This is a genomic window from Demequina sp. NBRC 110052 (assembly GCF_002090075.1).
Taxonomy (GTDB): domain Bacteria; phylum Actinomycetota; class Actinomycetes; order Actinomycetales; family Demequinaceae; genus Demequina.
Map to the genome: position 1 here is coordinate 576,801 of NZ_BBRI01000002.1, position 16,665 is coordinate 593,465.

Consider the following 16,665-nt stretch of genomic DNA (forward strand, 5'->3'; position numbering starts at 1 on the left):
AGCCGCAGGCTAGAGCACCACGAGGTGGTCGATGTGGATCAGCTCGCGCGCGTAGTGCTCGCCAAGCGTGTCCCCCAGAGCCTCAGTGCTGAGGCCCTTCATCTGCTCGGCCTCCTCCGCCGAGAAGCCCGCGAAGCCGCGCGCGACGAGCGACCCATCGGGCGCGAGCAGGTCGACGGGCTCTCCCGCCTCGAACTGGCCGCGCACCTCGATCACGCCGGCGGCGAGCAGCGAGGCGCGTCGGCTCGTGACCGCCCGCACGGCGCCCGCGTCGAGCACGATCCCGCCGCGCGTGCGCGCCGCGTGCGCGAGCCACTGGAGACGCGTCGTGTCCCGCTTGCCGGTCGGGAGGAACAGCGTGCCCACATCCTCGCCGACGATGGCGCGTCCGGCGTCGGCCGCGCTCGCGAGCACCACGGAAACACCCGAGGTCGTCGCGATCGATGCCGCCTCGACCTTCGTGATCATCCCGCCCGTGCCCACGGCCGAACCTCGCCGTGAGATGTCGATGCCGCCCAGGTCGTCGGGTCCGCGCACCACGGCGATGCGGTGAGCCCCTGGCGAACCAGGCGCGGCGGTGTACAGCGCGTCCACGTCGGTGAGCAGCACGAGCGCATCGGCCGCGACCGCCGTGGCCACGAGCGCCGCGAGCCGGTCGTTGTCGCCGAACCGGATCTCGTCCGTCGCGACGGTGTCATTCTCGTTGATGATGGGCACGATGCCGAGGCTGAGCAGAGACTCGAGCGCGCGCGTCGCGTTCCCGTAGTGGGCGCGGCGGACCATGTCATCGGAGGTCAGGAGCACCTGGCCCACGTCGAGACCGTGACGCGCGAACGCGACGGTGTACGCGTGGATGAGCTTGCCCTGGCCCACCGATGCGGCGGCCTGCTGGAGCTCGAGGTTGGTCGGTCTCGCGCCGAGTCCGAGCGGTCCGAGGCCTGCGGCGATCGACCCCGAGGTGACGAGCAGCACCTCACGGCCCGCGAGGCGTTCACGCGCAAGCACGTCGACAAGCTCGCCGAGGCGCTGTTCGTCGAGGTGCCCGTCGGGGCCAGCGAGCGAAGAGGAGCCGACCTTCACGACCACGCGTCGCGCGTGGGACACCGCGGATCGCAGGTGCTCGCTCACTCGTCCTCCCTCACACGCCCGACGCTGGGGGCGCTCCCCCGCCGACGCACCGGAAGCGTCGGCTCAGCCTATGGTGTCAGAGCTCGTCGTCGTCCTTCGACGGGTCGGTCCAGTGACCGGAGTCGCGTTCGGTCCAGAGCTCCTGGCGCGCGGCGGACTTCGCGTCCATGCGCTCCTTGTGCTCCGCGCGCTTCTCGGCACGCGTGGCACGGTGTGTGCGCTCGTGGTCCTCCACGCGCAGGTCGGAGCCGCGCTGGCCGAGGAGCTCGGCTCCCGCGGCCATCGTGGGCTCCCAGTCGAACACGACGCCACCCTCGCGCGGTCCGATGACGACCTCGCTGCCTGGAACGGCGCCAGCCTTGAACAACGCGTCCTCGACGCCCGCGCGGGCCAGACGGTCCGCGAGGTAGCCGACGGCCTCGTCGTTGGCGAAGTTCGTCTGGCGAACCCAGCGCTCGACCTTGGCGCCGCGCACCTGGTAGTAGTCCTCGGCGCCGTCGCGCACGTGCGTGACGGTGAAGCCCGACTCGTCGACGGCCCTGGGGCGCAGCACGATCGGCGCCTTCTCGAGCACGGGCGCCTTGGCGCGCTCCGCCTCGACCATCGCAGCGAGCGCGAATCCCAGCTCCCGAAGGCCCTCGTGGCTGACGGCGCTGACCTCGAAAATCGGCATCCCGCGCTCCTCGAGCTCGGGACGGACGATGGCCGCCAGGTCGCGTCCGTCCGGCACGTCGACCTTGTTGAGGATGATGATCTGCGGGCGCTCTGACAGCGGCACCCCGCTGATGGCCTCGTCGCCCGTGTACGCGCGCAGCTCCGCAGCGATCACGTCGAGGTCACGCAGCGGATCGCGGTCGCTCTCGAGCGTGGCGGTGTCGAGCACGTGCGCGATCACCGAGCAGCGCTCGATGTGGCGCAGGAAGTCGTGGCCAAGGCCCTTGCCCTCCGAGGCGCCGGCAATCAGGCCAGGCACGTCCGCCATGGTGAAGCGGCCGCCGCCGGTCTCGACCACGCCGAGGTTGGGCACGAGCGTCGTGAACGGATAGTCGGCGATCTTGGGACGCACCTTGGACATCGCGGCGATGAGCGACGACTTGCCCGCGCTCGGGTAGCCCACGAGCGCCACATCGGCGATCGACTTGAGTTCGAGGACGACCGAGGCCTCCTCGCCCGGCTCGCCGAGCAGTGCGAAGCCCGGCGCCTTGCGCTTGGTCGTGGCGAGGGCCGCGTTGCCGAGTCCCCCTCGGCCACCCTGCGCGATCACGAGCTCCGCGCCCTCGCCGACCAGGTCCCCGAGCACCTCGCCGTCCTTGGTCTTGACGATCGTGCCGCTGGGGACGCCGAGGACCAGGTCGGAGGCGTTGGCGCCGTGGCGCATGTCGCCCGCACCCTGCTTGCCGTTCTCCGCAGTGCGGTGCGGTGCGTGGTGATAATCGAGCAGCGTCGTCACCTGCGGGTCCACCCGCAGCACGACCGAGCCGCCGCGGCCGCCGTTACCGCCGTCGGGGCCGCCGAGCGGCTTGAACTTCTCGCGATGCACGGACGCGACGCCGTGTCCGCCGTTGCCTGCCGTGACGTGCAACGTCACGCGGTCCACGAAGCTGGCCACGGTCGATCCTTCCGTCGGGGCCCGTCGAGGGCCTGGTGCATGTGCCCCGAACTCGTCTGGGGCCATGCTGGTCGGCTCGTCTCCGAGCCTAGAGACACGTCAGGGGCGCTGCCTGTCGGCGCGCCCCTGACGTGGATAAGAGTGATGCGTGTGGTTACTCGCCCACCACGATGTCGACGACCTTGCGGCCACGACGCTGGTTGAACGCCACCGAGCCGGCCGACAGCGCGAACAGCGTGTCGTCCTTGCCACGGCCGACGTTCTCGCCGGGGTGGAAGTGGGTGCCGCGCTGTCGCACGATGATCTCGCCAGCCGAGACGACCTGACCGCCGAAGCGCTTCACGCCGAGGTACTGGGGGTTCGAATCGCGACCGTTGCGCGAGGAGCTCGCGCCCTTCTTGTGTGCCATGAGTGTCTCCTCGCCTTACTTGATGCCCGTGACCTTCAGGCGCGTGAGCTCCTGACGGTGACCGATGCGCTTGCGGTAGCCGGTCTTGTTCTTGTACTTGAGGATGTCGATCTTCTCGCCGCGCTCGTTGCGGACGACCTCAGCGGTCACCTTGACCTTGCCGAGCGCCTTGGCGTCCGAGGTGACCTTGTCACCGTCGACGAGCAGCACGGGGGCGAGCTCAACGGTGGAGCCAGCCTCAGCCTTGAGACGGTCGACGACGATGACATCGCCCTCGGAGACCTTCTCCTGACGGCCACCGGCCTTCACAATCGCGTACACCATGATGTGTCTTTCCTCTTGAAACTCTTGGGTCATGGGCCCTGCACGGACCCGGTCCTGCCGCAGCCGCTCCCTCGAGGAGGGCGCAGGCAGGGCTTGAGGCGCTCTCGCGCCGACGGTCTAGATTACCCGAGCCCTGCCTCGCCGGTCAAACCCGGCGCGCCAGGAATCTCGGCGGTCAGCCTTCGCGCGTCTCCTCGGCCTCGGCGGGCGCGTCCGACGCTCCGTCAGCCGCCGCGTCGGGCGCCTCCGGGTCCGGTGCGACCGCCTCGGGAACCACGTCAGGAGCCGCCCCTCCCTCCGGCTGCTCCGCAGGAGCGTCGGGCAGGACGACCGGCACGACGACGCCCTCGAGGTGGTCCTCGCCGTGGTGATGCGCCTTCTCGGCGGCCGCCGCGATCGAGGCCAGCGTGGCCTTGACCGCCGCACGCGCCTCCTCGCGGTCGTCGAGCGCGTGCGTCTCGCCGCCACCCGCCTTCGAGTGCGCGTGGTCGTCATGCGCCTGCGCGGCGCCGCCGGAGCGCTGTCCAGAACCCTGGCTCTGGCCCTGCGACTGGCCCGACTGGCCGGAGCCGCCGCCCTTGCCACGACGCGAACGACGCTGCTCAGGCTGCTTCTCGCTCGCCTCGGCCACGGGCTCGCCGTGCACGAGGAAGCCGCGTCCCTTGCAGTGCTCGCACGTCTCAGAGAAGGCCTCCACGAGACCTTGGCCCACGCGCTTGCGCGTCATCTGGACCAGGCCCAGCGAGGTCACCTCGGCGACCTGATGCTTGGTGCGGTCGCGTCCCAGGCACTCGATGAGGCGGCGCAGCACGCGGTCACGGTTGGCCTCGAGCAGCATGTCGACGAAGTCGATGACGATGATGCCGCCGATGTCGCGCAGCCTCAGCTGGCGGACGATCTCCTCGGCCGCCTCGAGGTTGTTGAGCGTCATCGTCTCCTCGAGCGTGCCGCCCTTCCCGACGAACTTGCCCGTGTTGACGTCGATGACCGTCATGGCCTCGGTGCGGTCGATGACGAGCGAGCCGCCGGAGGGCAGCCAGACCTTGCGGTCCATGCCCTTCGCGAGCTGCTCGTCGATGCGGGACTCGGCGAAGACGTCTCGGTCGCCCGTGAAGCGGTGCAGACGCGGCATGAGGTCGGGGGCGACCTGCTGCACGTACATCGACAGGGAGTTCCACGTGTCCTCGCCCTGGATGGTGAGCGAGTCGAAGTCCTCGTTGAAGATGTCGCGGACCACGCGGATGGCCATGTCGGGCTCGCCGCGCAGGAGCTTGGGAGCCTTGCCGGTCTTGGCCTCGTCCTGGATGGTCTGCCACTGGCGCTTCAGACGCTCGACGTCGGCGCGCAGTTCGTCCTCGGACGCACCCTCGGCCGCGGTGCGCACGATCACGCCGGCGTCCGAGGGGATGACCTCGCGCAGCAGCTTCTTGAGGCGCGCACGCTCGGTATCCGGGAGCTTGCGAGAGATGCCGGTGACGCCGCCGCCGGGCACGTACACGAGGAAGCGTCCCGCGAGCGAGATCTGGCTCGTGACGCGAGCGCCCTTGTGGCCGATCGGGTCCTTGGTGACCTGCACCATGACGGTGTCGCCCGGCTTGAGCGCGAGCTCGATGCGGCGAGGCTTGCCCTCGAGGCCGGCTGCGTCCCAGTTGACCTCGCCCGCGTACAGCACGGCGTTGCGGCCGCGACCCACGTCCACGAACGCGGCCTCCATGCCTGGCAGCACGTTCTGCACGCGCCCCAGGTAGACGTTGCCCGCCATGGACTGCTGCGCCTGGTGGGAGACGTAGTGCTCCACGAGCACGTCGTCCTCGAGCACGGCGATCTGCACGCGGTGATCCTTCTCGCGCACCACCATGGAGCGCTTGACTGCCTCGCGGCGCGCGAGGAACTCCGCCTCGGAGATCACCGGGCGTCGGCGCGAGCCGTCGCGGTTATCACGGCGACGCTGGCGCTTGGCCTGCAGTCGCGTCGAGCCCTGGAGCTGGTCGTCGGAGCCGCCACCGGACGAGCCGGAGCCGCTGCCCGAGCGCGAGCCGCGGCTGCGGCGGCGCCGACGACGCGACGAGCCTCCCTCACCGTCGCCGTCGGACTCGGCGCTCTCGCCATTCTGATCGTCGCCGACCTTGTCCTCCGAGGCGGGCGAGTCGCCACCCTCGTCCATCACACTGGAGTCCTGCTCGCCCTCGGCGCGCTTCTTGCCGCGACCGCGTCCACCACGACGGCGACGGCGCTTCGCGCCACCACCCTCGCCGGACTCGCCACCGTTGTTGTCGCCGTCGCTGTCGTCGCCGCTGGCGTCGCCGTCATCGGAACCCGCAGCGTCGGCAGTCTCCGCGCTGGCCTCGGCGGGCGCGTCGGACTGCGCGGCGGCCTTCTTCTTGCGACCACCGGACTTCTTCTTGGGCTTGTCGCTCGCGCCCTGCTCGGGCGAGTCGCCGCTCGACGCCTCAGCGGACGTGCCCGACGCGTCGGCCGGCTTGTCGTCCGACGCCTTGCTCTTCGCGGAGCGGCTCTTGGCCGACTTCGGCTTGTCGCTCTTCGGCTTGTCGCCCTGGGGCGCCGCGTTCGCAGACCGGTCGGCCTGGGGTGCCCCGTCGCCCGCGGGGGCGGACTCTGCGGCCTTGGGCGGGCCGGCGGGCGCCGATGCGCGGCGCGACTTGGGGGGCTCCGGCGCCTGGAATACCAGGGCGGCGGCAGGTGCGGTGGTGCTGTTGTCCTCGCTCAAAGCGGGTACCTCGCTGTCGAGGCCGACCACACTCGGCCCCGACCTCGTCGTCGGTCGCGATTCACGTTGCGTGACCGCGGAAGTCTGTCGGTCGCGGCTGACAGCGGCGCCCCTCGTGCGCCGTTTCCCCGATGTCGCCGCGGTGGGCTGTAGCCCTGCGGGATCCTGACGGGACCGGCGGCAACGCGTTCGCTGCGTCTGTCGCGCGGCAGGCACTCGGTGTGGACGAGTGCCGGACCTGCGGACCATTGTGTCACAGGACCGCGGAACTGGGCCGCCATCTTCCGAGCGCGTCGCGCGCGCGAGGCCAGCGGGCCGACCGCGAGCACGCCGCTCGTGCATTCTCATTCTCGGTAATGCAATGCGACAACATCCCTGCCATCCGCCCCGACCCGGGACTGAGGTCCCGGTGCGTCAGATTGCCTCCGAAGGTAGTTTCTGACGTATCTACTAAGGGAGGTCCCCACCATGCTCGAGGCCCTTGATCTCGCGCGTTGGCAATTCGGCATCACGACCGTCTACCACTTCATCCTCGTCCCGCTCACGATCGGTCTGTCCACCCTGGTGGCGATCATGCAGACCGCGTGGGTGCGCACCGGCAAGGAGAAGTGGCTGCGCCTCACCAAGTTCTACGGCAAGCTGCTGCTGATCAACTTCGCGCTCGGCATCGCGACCGGCATCGTGCAGGAGTTCCAGTTCGGCATGAACTGGTCCAACTACTCGCGCTTCGTCGGCGACATCTTCGGCGCCCCGCTCGCGATGGAGGCGCTGCTCGCGTTCTTCCTCGAGTCGACCTTCCTGGGCCTGTGGATCTTCGGCTGGGACAAGCTGCCCAAGAAGATCCACCTCATGACCGTATGGGCCTTCGCGATCGGATCCGCACTGTCGGCGTACTTCATCATCGCGGCGAACTCGTGGATGCAGCACCCCGTCGGCGCCGACTTCAACCCCGAGACCGGTCGCGCCGAGATGAACTCCATCGTGGACGTGCTCACGAACAACACCACGCTCCTGGCGTTCCCCCACGTGATCGCCACCGCGTTCCTCGTCGCCGGCAACTTCGTCGCCGGCATCGCGGTGTACTGGATGTGGCGCAAGCATCGTGAGGACAAGAACCACAAGGACCTGGGTCTGTACCGCACCGCAGCGCGCTTCGGTGCGGTCACGATGCTCATCGCTGGCGTCGCCGTCATCGTCACGGGCGACCTGCAGGCGAAGCTGATGTTCCAGCAGCAGCCCATCAAGATGGCCGCCGCCGAAGGCGTGATCCACAGCGAGGAGTCCGCGTGCTTCTCGCTCCTCGCGATCGGCAACCTCGCCGGAGACGACCCTGAGTCCGTCAATCACCTGCTGTGCGTGCCCGGGCTGTACTCGTACATGGCCACCGGCGACTTCAGCGCCGAAGTCCCCGGACTCGTCGATCTCCAGGAGCAGTACGCGGACCGCTACGGAGCCACCGATACGGCGGGCAACGAGATCCAGTACCGCCCCAACCTCATGGTCACCTACTGGTCGTTCCGACTCATGATCGGCCTCGGGGCATTCTCAGCCGCGCTCTCGCTCGTCATCCTGTGGTTCACACGCAAGGGCGGCTATGCCACCGCGAACTGGATGAAGAACCTCGCGATCGTGTCGCTGCCGATGCCCTACCTCGCTGCCAGCTTCGGGTGGATCTTCACCGAGATGGGACGCCAGCCCTTCGTGGTAGCCCCGAACCCCGACGGCGTCGACATGGTCATGCTGCTCACGCAGTACGGCTACTCGCCGAACGTCTCCGCAGGTGAGGTGGCGACGTCGCTCGCGGTCTTCACGATCGTCTACGCCATCCTCGGAGTCTTCTGGTTCCGCCTCATCCACCGCTACGCGGTCGAAGGGGCTCCCGAGGTCGAGGAGCCCACCGTCGACGAGGACGGCAGCCGCCCGCTGTCGTTCGCGTACTAAGGAGTCCCCGCCATGGATCTGCCCCTCATCTGGTTCATCCTCATCGCGGTCCTCTGGACCGGCTACCTGGTCCTCGAAGGCTTCGACTTCGGCGTCGGCATGCTCATGGGCCTGCTCGCGAAGGACAACAAGGAGCGCCGCGTTGCGCTCAACTCCATCGGCCCCGTGTGGGACGGCAACGAAGTGTGGCTGCTCACCGCTGGAGGCGCCACCTTCGCGGCATTCCCCGAGTGGTACGCGACACTGTTCTCAGGCTTCTACCTGCCGCTGCTCCTGATCCTGCTCGCGCTGATCGTGCGCGCCGTCGCGATCGAGTACCGCGGCAAGATCAACGACCCTGTGTGGCGTCAGCGCTGGGACTGGGCGATCATCGGCTCCGCCTGGGTGCCCTCGATCCTGTGGGGAGTCGCGTTCGCCAACCTCGTGCGTGGCGTGCCGATCGAGGAAGTGAACGGCCACCTCGAGTTCGTCGGGAACTTCTTCGACCTGCTCAGCCCGTTCGCGCTGCTCGGCGGCCTCGTGACGCTGACGCTGTTCCTCAGCCACGGTGCGCTGTTCCTCGCGCTCAAGACCAGCGGCGACTTCTCGAAGCGCGCCGGGGACTTCGCCAAGAAGATCTCGGTCGCCGCTCTCGTGCTCGCGGGCGGATGGGCCATCTGGACCCAGCTCGCGTACTCGGTGCCGTGGACCTGGGCGGTCGTCGCGGTCGCCGCGCTGGGCCTGCTCGCGGTCGTGTGGTTCACGCGCGTCGAGAGCTACGGGAGAGCGTTCATCGCCAACGCCGTGGTGCTCGTGGGTGCCGTCGTGCTGATCTTCGGCTCGATGTACCCGGACGTGATGCCGTCGAGCATCGACCCTGCATACTCGCTGACGGTGGACAACGCTTCGTCGACCGACTACACGCTCACCGTCATGACGTGGGTCGCGGTGATCCTGACCCCGGTGGTGCTCCTGTACCAGTCGTGGTCGTACTGGGTGTTCCGCCGCCGCATCAGCACGGACAACATCCCGGAGCACAGCGAGCTCACCTTCCTGAAGAAGTAGCATCGCTCGATGCGTCCTCTCGATCCGCGCCTGGTCGTGCGGATCGGCCCGGCCCGCCGCTACATCCTTGTGACGGCGGGCCTGGGCCTTCTCACGGCCCTGGCTGTCGCTGTCCAAGCGCTGCTCATCGCACGGCTCCTCGCGCCGTGGCTCGCCCCTGCCCCGCTCGCCGACGATGGCCTCGGCTGGCTCGGCACCATCGTGCCCGTGGCCACACGCGAGCTGTCGACGGGCCTACCGCTGCTCGCGGGCGTCATCGCGCTACGCGCGCTCGCCTCCTGGGCTCAGGAACGGCTCGCGCATCGCGCAGGCGCGCGCGTCGTCTCTGAGCTGCGCGAGCAGGTCGTCGCGCATGCCGCGGCGATGGGTCCGCGGTGGATCGCCTCGGGACGCGGCGCCGAGGTCGTGACGGTCGTCACCCGTGGACTCGACGATCTCCTGCCGTACTTCGTGCGATACCTGCCGCAGCTGGGTCTCGCAGCCACGCTCACTCCCCTGCTGCTCGTCATCGTCCTGGGCCTCGACTGGCTCTCGGCGCTCATCATCGGCCTCACGCTCCCTCTCGTGCCGATCTTCATGGTGCTGGTGGGCCTCGTCACGCGCGACAGGTCCGCTCGTCATCTCGTCGCCATGCAACAGCTCGGCGCGCGCACCCTCGACCTGATCGCGGGAGTGCCCACCCTGCGCGGCCTGGGGCGCGAGCGTGGCCCCGCCGCGCGCGTGCGGGACCTCGGCGAAGCCCACCGACGCGCGACGATGGGCTCGCTGCGGGTCGCGTTCCTCTCGGGAATGGTGCTCGAACTCCTCACGACGCTCGCCGTCGCGATCGTCGCCGTCACGATGGGCTTCCGGCTCGTCGAGGGCGGCATCGGCATCGAGACCGCGCTCGCCGTGCTCGTGCTGGCGCCTGAGGTCTACCTCCCCGTGCGCAACGTCGGCACGCACTTCCACGCTTCGGCAGACGGGCTCGCGGCCGCGGACGCCGCCTTCGACATCCTCGACGAACCGCTCGCCGCGCCGGGAGGCAACGACCCGGCCCCCGCGCTCCGTGGACGTGCGCTCACGTGCGACCGCATGGGGATCGCTGTGCCCGACGGCTCCCGCCTCGCGCCCGCGCATGTCACGACGACGCTGCTCCCCGGATCCATCACGGCGATCGTGGGGCCGAACGGATCCGGAAAGTCGACGCTGCTGCTCGCGCTCGCCGGACTGCTCGCACCCACGAGGGGGAGCATCGTCCTCGAGCATGCCGGCGAGGATGACGGATCAGGGACTTCCCTCCCTGGAGCCTCCGGCGCCACCGTCATCGCAGCAGACGGCACCGTGGCAGTGGACGTGGACGCCTGGACCGCACAGGTCGCGTGGGTGCCGCAGCGCCCCGACCTGGGTCCCGAGGCTCGCACGCTCTCACTTGGCGAGCGCCAGCGGCGCGCGTTGGAGCGCGCGTTCGACTCCGAACGGCCGCTCGTCCTGCTCGACGAGCCGACCGCGCACCTCGATCCCGTCTCCCGTGCCGACGTGGTCGCGCGCATGCGGGCACTCGCCGACGCGGGCGCCACCGTGGTGGTCGCGACCCACGAGGACGAGGTCACCGAGGCTGCCAACCAGGTGCTCACCGTGACCTCGGAGCAGACCACCGTCGCCGCGGACGAGGAGTCGCAGCGATGAGCGCCGCACCGATGCCCCCGGCCACGACAGCCCCGCGCGCGCTCCGGGATGCGTTGCGCGACACCGGCGTGAAGCCGTGGCCCGTCGTGCGCGCGATCCTGCTCGGCACCATGGCGCTGGGCTCGGCGGTGGGCCTCTCTGCCGTCGCCGCGTGGCTCATCGCCAAGGCTGCCGAGATGCCCTCACCCGCCGACCTGGCGCTCGCCGCCGTGATCGTGCGCTTCTTCGGCATCTCGCGCGGACTCTTCCGCTATCTCGAGAGACTCGCGAGCCACGACACCGCGCTACGCGGCATGGTCGCACTGCGCGAGCGCACATACGCGCGCCTCGCCTCGGCAGGCGCCGGTCGCGTCCTGGCGCTGCGGCGCGGCGACATCGTGGCGCGCATCGGAACCGACCTCGACGCCGTGGGCGACGCAGTCGTGCGCGCGATCGTGCCGCTCGGAGTCGCGGCGACGGTCAGCACTATCTCCATCGCGATCGTCACCGTGATCCTGCCGCTCGCAGGAGTCACGCTCGCCGCGGCTCTGCTGCTCGCGGGACTCGGGGTCGCCGCGCTCACTGCACGTCAGGCTCGCATCGCGGCAGAGGCGGGGGTCGCAGCGCACGCCGCCATGGCCACGAGCTCGCTCGCCGCCATCGAGTCGGCAGCCGAGCACCGCGTCTGGGGCACCCGAGACGAGGCCCTAGACGAGGTGCGCCGTGCGGATCGCGACGCCGAGCACGCGCTCGAGCTGGGAGCGCGACCCGGGGCGATCGGCGCCGGGCTCCTGGTGCTCGCGCAGGGCATCGCCCTGATCGCCGGCATTGCGCTCGCGATCCTCGCGATCGAGGCAGGCACCGTCTCCGGTCCATGGGCCACCGTCGTGGCACTGCTGCCGCTCGCCGCGTTCGAAGCGGTCGGCGCCGTTCCCGCCGCAGTCCAACAGCTGTTCCGTTCACGGGCAGCCGCCCAGCGGATCCGTGAGCTGACCCAACCGCTCGCGGGTGGGGCGTTCGCCGAGCCCGGCGCGGCGCTCACTGAACCCGGCGCCATGTCCGCCGCCGACGCAGACCGCGCCGCAGCGTCGGGCGGGCGCGAGAATCCCGGCGCCGGCCCCGCCCCCGCGCCCGAGGCACCACACGAGCTCACGCTCGACGGCCTCAGCGTCGCCTGGCCAGGCATGACGCCCACGCATCCGATCACGGCCACGCTACGGCGTGGCGAGGCGCTCGGCATCGTCGGGCCTTCGGGCATCGGGAAGTCGACGCTGCTGCTAGCGATCGCGGGAGCGATCCGCCCCCACTCAGGCGCGGCCCTCCTCGATGGCCGCCCCGTCTCCCCTGCCCACACCGGCCACGTCGTCGCGCTGACGTCGGAGGACGCGCATCTGTTCGCGACCTCAGTGCTGGAGAATCTTCGCGTCGCGCGCGGCGATGTCACCGAGGGTGAGGCACTGCGCGCGCTCGACGCGGTGGGCCTGACGGACTGGATCGCGGGCCTCCCGGACGGCATTCGCACCGAGATCGGCTCGGGCGGTCACACCGTCTCCGGAGGTGAGCGCCGGAGACTGCTGCTCGCCCGCGCCATGCTCCACCCCGCGACCATCGTCCTGATCGACGAGCCTGCGGAGCACCTGGACGTCGAAGGACATGGCGCTTTGCGCGCCGTCGTGGCCGATCTGAAGGCGCGGGACCGTATCGTGGTCATCGTCACGCACCACGAGTCCCCGCTCGAGTACACCGAAAGGCGGGTGACGCTTCATGAGTGAGGAGAGCCGTCCCGTGTCAGACGCGCTGACAGACGCCATCCTGGTCATGAACCGAGAGCTCGAGCTCTCGGCCGTGCTCGACCGCTTCCTTGACGCAGCCACCGAGCAGACCGGCGCCAAGATGGCGGCCATCAACATCCTCGACGCCGACGGGATCTCGCTCGAGTTCCACTACAACGGCATGCCCGAGGGCGTCATGGCGCACATCGGCCGCGCGCCCAACGCGGTCGGCACGCTTGGTCAGATCCCCACCGAGGGCTGCTTGGTCATCCCCGAGCTCACCGAGCACCCCGCCTTCCAGGGCCTCCCGCCAGGACACCCCCCGATGGGATCGTTCATGGGCGCGTCGCTCACCGTGCGCGGCGAACTCTTCGGCACGCTCTACCTCGCGAGCAAAGAAGGCGGCTTCACTCCCCGGGACGAGCAGATCGTTCTCGCGCTGGCTGCCGCCGCCTCCGTCGCGGTGGACAACGCCCAGCTGTACGAGGCTGCGCTCGCACGCGAGAAGTGGCTCACCGCCTCACAGGACATCACCACGCAGTTGCTCGCCGACCCCGGCGACGAGGAGGCCTTCGAGCGCATCGTGCAGGCCGCCGCTGAGCTCGCGGGCGCGACCTCCGCATCGCTCGTGCTGCCCGGCGTGGGCGATGAATGGGTCATGGAGTTCACGCTCGGCAACCGCGCCGAGGACCTGCTCGGCCAGGTGCTCCCGGATGACGGCTACGCCCTGACGGTGATCCGCTCGGGTGAGGGCGTGATCGCACCCGAACCACCTGGCGGCACCATCATTGAAGCGGTGCGTGCCTTCGGCCCGACGCTGTACGCGCCCCTCCACACCGAGGGACGCACCTCCGGTCTCCTCATGCTCTGGCGCGAGCCCGGCATGGCGCCTTTCGACAAGGACGACCTCTCCACCGCGCAGCGCTTCGCCTCGCAGGCCGCGATGGCGCTGTCGTTCGCCGAGCTCGCGCACGTCAAGAACGTGTCGCACATGCTCGAGGAGCGCGAGCGCATCGCCGACGACCTGCACGACTTCGTCTCGCAAGAGCTGTTCGCCACCGCGATCCAGCTCGAGACGATCGCCGCCAATGTTCCCGTGGAGTTCCGCCCGCGCCTGCTGTCCACGCTCGACCACGTCAAGCGTGCGCAGCGCGAGGTCCGCTCCGTCATGGGCACGCTCGCCGGGGAGCGCACCAACGAGCCGCTGTCCGAGCGTCTGAGGCGCGAGTTCGTGCTCGCGCAGGACTCGCTCGGCTTGGCGCCGCGCATCCAGGTGGACTGGGAGGACGCCGCCACGGCCACTCTTGTGGACCCGACGCTGTCAGACGACGTCGTGGCCGTGGTGCGCGAGCTGCTGTCCAACGTCGCGAGGCACGCCGACGCCACTGCGGTCACCGTCGCGATATCCGCGCCCCCGGGAAGGTTCATCGTGACGATCACCGACGACGGCATCGGACCTGCGGGAGCGACCAAGCGCCACTCTGGCACGTCGAATCTCGCCAACCGCGCGATCCGCCGTGAGGGCACGTTCACCCTCGCGCCGGTGCGCCCCGGCTACGAGCGGCCCGGCACGGCCGCGGAGTGGAACGTCGAGGCGTAGCCGCCGTGTGACGGCTCAGACGCGAAAGGGTGTGACGGCTCAGCCGCGGAACGACTGCGCGCGTCGGGCCGTCGCCCACGCCACGACCTGCGTGCGCCGCTGAAGACCCATCTTGGCGAGCACGCTCGTGACGTGGTTCTTCACGGTCTTCTCTGCGATGCCCAGCTCGTCCGCGATCTCCTTGTTGGCGAGCCCCTGGCCCACGAGAGTGAGGACGCGCCGTTCCATAGGCGTGAGGCGCGACAGCATGTCGTCCTCGTGGACGTCGATGTGCTGCCCGTGCTCGCGTCCCGTGGCGGCGTCCTTCACCGCTTGCAGCACCTCGGCGCTCGAGGCGGTCTTCGCGAGGAACACGTCGGCGCCAGCCGAGCGGGCCGCGGCCTTCGCATCGTCGTCGTCGTAGCTCGTGAGCACGACCACGCGAGTGTCGGGCAGCTTGGCGCGCACATGCTGGATGACGTCGAGGCCCGTCCCGTCAGGCAGGCGCAGATCGGACAGGATCACCTGCGGACGCACCGCATCGGCGCGGCGAGTGGCCTGCGCAACCGAGGACGCCTCCGCGACGACCGTGACGCCGTCGGCGCGGTCGAGGATGTCGCAGATTCCGCGGCGCACGACCTCGTGGTCGTCGAGGACAAGGACCGTGATGTCGGACATGCCTCGATGTTAGCGCCACGCACGCGCAATGCCCCGACGGCACGGCGTGCGCAGCGCAGTCGGACTCACGCTCGCGGCGCCCACACGCGCTGGCAGGTGGCGCACCAATGGGTCGAGCGCTGCCCGATCGTCGCGCGTCGCAGCGGGCGCCCGCACCGCAGGCACGGCTCACCCCCGCGGCCGTAGGCGTTCAGCGCGCGCGAGAAGTACCCCGACTCGCCGTTGACGTTCACGTAGAGCGCGTCGAAGCTCGTGCCGCCCTGCGCGAGGGCTGCTCCCATGACGTCTCGCACCGCCTCGAGAAGCCCACGCGCCTGCGCCGCGCTCACCGCACGCGCCGGCCGCTCCGGGTGGATCCGTGCCAGCCACAGCGCTTCGTCGGCGTAGATGTTGCCGATGCCGCTGATCACCGTCTGGTCGAGCAGGACCTGCTTGATGCCGCGCGTGCCGCGGCGCATGGCGGTCAGTGCGCGGCTTTCGTCGAGCGCGGGGTCGAGCGCATCGCGGCCGATGTGCGCAACGCTCGCCGGCACGGCGGAGAGCGCGCTGCCCGCTCCCCCGGCCGCCGCGTCGGGCGCGGGGACGAGAGGCTCGGCGTGCAGATACCCGAAAGTGCGCTGGTCCAGAAAGTCCAAGGTGAGCGGCGCGCCGCCGGCGCTGCGCAGGGTCAGCCGTGCGCGACAGTGCGGGTGCGGATCGGGGGCGTCGGCGCCCGCGCCCTCATGGACGCGGAACTGGCCCGACATCCCCAGGTGCGCACTCAAGGCGCTGACGGGCGCGTCGGCGGGGTGTTCGGGGTCCGCGAGGGGGACCCAGAGGAACTTGCCGCGCCGTGCGATCTCGGCGAGCCGGTATCCGGTGATGGCCGCCGAGAACTCGGCCGCGCCGCCTGCAAGGAGGCGCACGCACGAGTCACGGCGGATCTCGACGTGCTCGACGACGGCGCCCGCGATCAGTGAGGCGAGGCCCGCGCGGACGGTCTCGACCTCGGGAAGCTCCGGCATCAGCTCCGGTGGGCGCGCGCGAGGCCCGTGGGAAGCGCGTCGGGCGCGATCGGCTTGCTCAGATCGACGTCCGGGACGTCCTCGTCGGGCGTCAGCGCGGCGTAGGCGGCTGCTGCTGCCTCCTGCTCTGCATGCTTCTTGGCGGTGCCGGTGCCCTCGCCTTTGAGCTCGCCGTCGACGAGCGCGCGAGCGGTGAACACGCGTGCGTGATCCGGGCCGTCTCCCTCGACCTCGTAGACCGGTGCAGGCAGGCCGAGAGCGGCACACCGCTCCTGCAGGGAGGTCTTCCAGTCGAGAGCGGCGCCCGAGTGGGCTGCGGCCTTGAGGGACGGGCCCACGAGTCGCAGCACGACCTCACGCGAGACGTCGATACCGTGCGTGAGATAGACCGCGCCGAGGATCGCCTCGAAGGCGTCGCAGAGGATCGAGTCCTTGTCGTGCCCACCGGTCGCAGTCTCACCCTTGCCGAGCAGGACGCAGGGACCGAGCTCGAGCTCGCGAGCGACAGCGGCGAGCGCCTTCTGCGAGACGCACGCGGCGCGCATCTTGGCGAGCTCGCCCTCGGGCAGATCAGGGTGCGCGTGGTACAGGTGGTCGGTCACCACGATGCCGAGCACCGAGTCCCCGAGGAACTCCAGGCGCTCATTGGTAGGCAGACCGCCCGCCTCGTACGCGAAAGAGCGGTGGGTGAGGGCGAGCACCAGCAGATCGGGGTCGATCGACACACCGATCCTCCGGACCAGGGCGTCAGCCGCCTCCTGGCCCGGGATGCTCACCTCGTCACCTCACCGCACGCGATGGT

At 70.1% G+C, this 16,665-nt stretch carries 13 protein-coding genes; 5 read left to right on the forward strand and 8 right to left on the reverse strand.

Annotated features, from left to right (window positions below):
- Positions 1–9: 9 nt before the first annotated feature.
- The 5 genes from proB to B7K21_RS02790 all read right to left on the reverse strand — a co-directional run bounded on the left by proB (position 10) and on the right by B7K21_RS02790 (position 6,447).
- Positions 10–1,128 carry a glutamate 5-kinase gene (gene proB, locus B7K21_RS02770; RefSeq protein WP_200806231.1) on the reverse strand — a complete coding sequence of 373 codons (1,119 nt, stop codon included), beginning with the start codon at positions 1,126–1,128 and terminating at the stop codon, positions 10–12.
- A 76-nt stretch (positions 1,129–1,204) separates the two neighbouring features.
- Positions 1,205–2,737, reverse strand: a complete 1,533-nt coding sequence (gene obgE, locus B7K21_RS02775) for a GTPase ObgE (protein WP_084073639.1) — start codon at positions 2,735–2,737, stop codon at positions 1,205–1,207.
- Between the two features lie 154 nt (positions 2,738–2,891).
- Positions 2,892–3,146, reverse strand: coding sequence for a 50S ribosomal protein L27 (gene rpmA, locus B7K21_RS02780; protein ID WP_084073645.1), 255 nt, complete (start codon positions 3,144–3,146; stop codon positions 2,892–2,894).
- Positions 3,147–3,161: 15 nt separating this feature from the next.
- Positions 3,162–3,470 carry a 50S ribosomal protein L21 gene (rplU, locus tag B7K21_RS02785; protein WP_084073647.1) on the reverse strand — a complete coding sequence of 103 codons (309 nt, stop codon included), beginning with the start codon at positions 3,468–3,470 and terminating at the stop codon, positions 3,162–3,164.
- Positions 3,471–3,645: 175 nt separating this feature from the next.
- Positions 3,646–6,447, reverse strand: coding sequence for an Rne/Rng family ribonuclease (locus tag B7K21_RS02790; protein WP_234989153.1), 2,802 nt, complete (start codon positions 6,445–6,447; stop codon positions 3,646–3,648).
- 219 nt (positions 6,448–6,666) lie between these two features.
- On the opposite strand from B7K21_RS02790, the gene B7K21_RS02795 reads away from it, so the two are divergent.
- Genes B7K21_RS02795 through B7K21_RS02815 form a run of 5 tightly spaced genes read left to right on the forward strand, consistent with a single transcriptional unit; the run spans position 6,667 to position 14,202 of the window.
- Positions 6,667–8,139: a cytochrome ubiquinol oxidase subunit I gene (locus tag B7K21_RS02795; RefSeq protein ID WP_084073652.1), complete on the forward strand. Its 1,473-nt coding sequence runs from the start codon at positions 6,667–6,669 to the stop codon at positions 8,137–8,139.
- A 12-nt stretch (positions 8,140–8,151) separates the two neighbouring features.
- Positions 8,152–9,183, forward strand: a complete 1,032-nt coding sequence (gene cydB, locus B7K21_RS02800; protein WP_084073655.1) for a cytochrome d ubiquinol oxidase subunit II — start codon at positions 8,152–8,154, stop codon at positions 9,181–9,183.
- A gap of 9 nt (positions 9,184–9,192) precedes the next feature.
- Positions 9,193–10,851, forward strand: coding sequence for an ABC transporter ATP-binding protein/permease (locus B7K21_RS02805; RefSeq protein WP_084073658.1), 1,659 nt, complete (start codon positions 9,193–9,195; stop codon positions 10,849–10,851).
- On the forward strand, positions 10,848–12,602 hold the full coding sequence (gene cydC / locus B7K21_RS02810) for a thiol reductant ABC exporter subunit CydC (protein WP_084073661.1): 1,755 nt from the start codon (positions 10,848–10,850) through the stop codon (positions 12,600–12,602). Before B7K21_RS02805 ends, cydC begins: the two co-directional genes overlap by 4 nt.
- Positions 12,595–14,202, forward strand: a complete 1,608-nt coding sequence (locus tag B7K21_RS02815) for a GAF domain-containing sensor histidine kinase (protein WP_084073663.1) — start codon at positions 12,595–12,597, stop codon at positions 14,200–14,202. The genes cydC and B7K21_RS02815 overlap by 8 nt, the downstream gene beginning before the upstream one ends.
- Before the next feature lie 39 nt (positions 14,203–14,241).
- On the opposite strand, the gene B7K21_RS02820 is transcribed toward B7K21_RS02815, so the two are convergent.
- From B7K21_RS02820 to rnc, 3 genes are all read right to left on the reverse strand, one after another.
- Positions 14,242–14,859: a response regulator transcription factor gene (locus tag B7K21_RS02820; protein WP_084073666.1), complete on the reverse strand. Its 618-nt coding sequence runs from the start codon at positions 14,857–14,859 to the stop codon at positions 14,242–14,244.
- Positions 14,860–14,924: 65 nt separating this feature from the next.
- Positions 14,925–15,863 (reverse strand): bifunctional DNA-formamidopyrimidine glycosylase/DNA-(apurinic or apyrimidinic site) lyase, encoded by a 939-nt coding sequence (mutM, locus tag B7K21_RS02825; RefSeq protein ID WP_084073669.1) that lies wholly within the window; start codon positions 15,861–15,863, stop codon positions 14,925–14,927.
- Complete coding sequence (rnc, locus tag B7K21_RS02830) at positions 15,863–16,639, reverse strand: ribonuclease III (protein WP_084073672.1); 777 nt, start codon at positions 16,637–16,639, stop codon at positions 15,863–15,865. The genes mutM and rnc overlap by 1 nt, the downstream gene beginning before the upstream one ends.
- Positions 16,640–16,665: the final 26 nt, after the last annotated feature.